This is a genomic window from Mesorhizobium sp. P5_C1 (assembly GCF_054049815.1).
On record NZ_JBFULQ010000637.1, the window covers coordinates 1 to 2,850 of the forward strand.

Sequence of the window (2,850 nt, forward strand, 5' to 3'; positions counted from 1 at the left end):
CTTCGAACTGTCGTTGGATACAGCCGTCAGCCCAAGCAACTTGATCGGGCGGCTGGTTTCCGCAAGGCTGATTTCGGTTCGCACTTTCCTGAGACTGTGGCTGTATCTGGAGTGCGGATATCTTGCGACTTCGTCGAGGTGGCCGGATTCCCTTCTCTTGGTGGTGGGCGGCAGCTCTCCGACGCATTCGACACCCAAATTCTCCCGGATGAGTCGTGCTGACCTGATGGTCCAGTCGAACGTATGCCTCACAAACGAAAGTCCGATGCCGAAAATGAGGCCGGCAACCGCCGCGAAGGCCAGCATCAGCTTCGGCCTTGGAGTGCTCGGATAGAGCGGCGCCGTCGCAGCTGTGATCACCCTTGCGTCGGCGACCGGGTACGACTGCTGGCTTACCGAGTTGGTGTAGGCCTGCAGGAAGCTCTCGTACATCTTCTGGTAAGTTTCAGCAGTCACCTCGAGTTCTTCGAGCGTCGGCACTGCGTTCGCCCCACCTTCGTCCGTGGCTTCACCGCCGACGCTGTAGTCGTGCCGTGACCGGAACTCTTGCGCCTTCGCCATGGCCTCGTTCATCTGGGTGCGCAGTTGCTTAAGGCGCATCTCGAGCCACGCGCCGCCTTCCCTTGCCGCGTCGGCCTTGGTTTCGATCTGCTCACGCACGAAGGCATCGGCCGTGGCGTTCGCAACCTTGGCTGCACCTTCGGCATCGAGAGAGGTGAAGGATATGTCTATCGCGTAGGAAACGCCGACTCTGCGGACGTCGAGGCCGTTGCGGAAAATCAACATGCTGCGCCGGGACTTTTGGTAATCGGTCAGCGTCACGGGTGTTTCAGGCACGCCTTGGCCAAAATGCTGCGCAAGCGACGTCAGCCAGGCGCTCTTCCTAAGCTCGGAAGCATCGAGCAGGACTGATCCTATCTTCTTGAATCTCTCCCGCAAAGTCGGAGTCTGCGGACGGTTGAACTGGGGGTCGTCGACGAGTTTCAACTGGTCGAGGACCATCGCGGCGATCTTTTCCGACTGCATCACTGCTATCTGGCTTTCCACCTGGGCGGTGTCCAACGACAGATCTACTTCGCCACCCTCCTGCAAGTGTTGTGGCAATTTCGGCTCGATCAGAATCTGCGCGCTGGCGATGAAAGTTGGGTCGGTGGTCGAATTGTAGAACCCGGCCACCAAGAGAGCCGCAGCAAGGCAGGCGAAGATGGTTCCAACGTAGTGCCGCAGAAATTCGGTTATGTCGGAGAGGCCAATAAACTCCTGACTGACGGAAGCCTGCTGGTCCGCTGCCGGAGGCCATTGATTGGGAAACATGCGGTTCATTCAAATTCTCCTGCAGGYGTGCGGGAAATCCTGCGCGCACGCCGTCCCCATGCAGGCGGTTCCCATGCAGGCGGTCCCCATGCTGGCGGTCGATGACATTCAGCCGATGTTTTCATTGAAAGCTGAGGCCCCTCGATCCCAGACTTGCCGCGAAAAGATTACGCCTGCGTCAGGGAAGGTTAAACGCCGCCAATTGGCGTAGGGACCTACGCCCTATGGGAAGGGAGAATGCCCGGCAGCCCTGCTCTGGTCCTGTCGACAAAAGACTTCTGCTGTTCCAGCAAGGCCTGCCGTCCGCGGCTGAGTGCCAGGTCGCGCGCAAGGGAATCGATCCGCTCGGATATGCATTCGGGGCTCTCGCCATTTTCCATGGCCTCCAAAGCGAACGCGGCGCAGTCCGTCATCCTTTCCACGGACGGACGCAGTGCCGCGGATTCCCTTTCGATTTCCACTTGAATGAGCTCGAGAAGCCGAGCCAGGCGACCGAACCGCCTTTCGTCGACATCCTCGCGGAACGGGTACTTGAATGCGGTCAGCGGCATCTTGCAGCCCACCTTTCTCGTCGGCGCCCGAGCAGGACGCACCTTATAGAATACAAGACCCCATTGCCTGGACGAGACATCCTTTCGGCCATCGGCGGTCATGCTCCTATTGGATGAGGGGGTGCAAACCAGCGCGTTAGGGCTACTCGAATTCATGAAGGGGGCTGCGTCCGGCAGCGTGCTAGGACTATTCGCCTGTAACTGCTGAGCGGAAACCGTGACCGTGACCATAGTCGGCCAAGCCAGGCCAAACACATTCGCCTTCGAAACCAGCGCCCTGGTCAAAGCCACTGGCTTCCGGGAATACGACGCGCGCTGGTGGTTCGGGCAGCCAGGTTCGGACAAAGAACCCGAACTCAATCTGATGGGCGTGCAGGCGATCGGCATGGGGCTCGGCACCCTGATCCGCCGAATGGGCGTTGGCCCGGACATCGTCACTGGCCATGATTTCCGCAGCTATTCCATGGCGATCAAGATGGCGCTGGTCTCCGGCCTGATGGCGGCCGGCGCGCGCGTCAAGGACATCGGCCTGGCACTTTCTCCCACCGCTTATTTCGCCCAGTTCGCGCTCGACGCTCCGTCGGTGGCCATGGTGACGGCCTCCCACAACGAGAACGGCTGGACCGGCGTGAAGATGGGAGCGCAAAGGCCTCTGACATTCGGGCCCGACGAGATGACCGCTTTGAAAGCGCTCGTGCTGGACGGCGATTTCGATCTCATAGGCGGGGGAAGCTATGAATTCGTGTCCGGATTTCGCGAGAGATACATCGAAGACCTGACTGCCGGAAGGAACCTCGGCCGAAAGCTGAAGGTGGTGGCGGCCTGCGGCAACGGAACCGCCGGCGCTTTTGCACCGCAGGTGCTGGAAGGCATCGGCTGCGAAGTCATCCCGCTGGACGTTGAGCTCGACCACACCTTTCCGCATTACAACCCCAATCCCGAAGACATGCAGATGCTGCACGCGATCCGGGACAAGGTTCTGGAG

At 60.0% G+C, this 2,850-nt stretch carries 2 protein-coding genes and 1 pseudogene; 1 reads left to right on the forward strand and 2 read right to left on the reverse strand.

The window, feature by feature from the left end:
• Both ACXJ7R_RS29195 and ACXJ7R_RS29200 read right to left on the reverse strand, forming a co-directional pair.
• Window positions 1-1,323: GumC family protein (locus tag ACXJ7R_RS29195; protein ID WP_457154859.1), on the reverse strand; the 1,323-nt coding region annotated here is incomplete at its 3' end.
• Window positions 1,324-1,529: 206 nt separating this feature from the next.
• On the reverse strand, window positions 1,530-1,865 hold the full coding sequence (locus tag ACXJ7R_RS29200) for a hypothetical protein (protein ID WP_457154860.1): 336 nt from the start codon (window positions 1,863-1,865) through the stop codon (window positions 1,530-1,532).
• A 217-nt stretch (window positions 1,866-2,082) separates the two neighbouring features.
• Here ACXJ7R_RS29200 and ACXJ7R_RS29205 point away from each other — a divergent pair.
• Window positions 2,083-2,850 (forward strand): annotated as a pseudogene (locus ACXJ7R_RS29205) (phosphomannomutase/phosphoglucomutase); the annotation flags it as partial.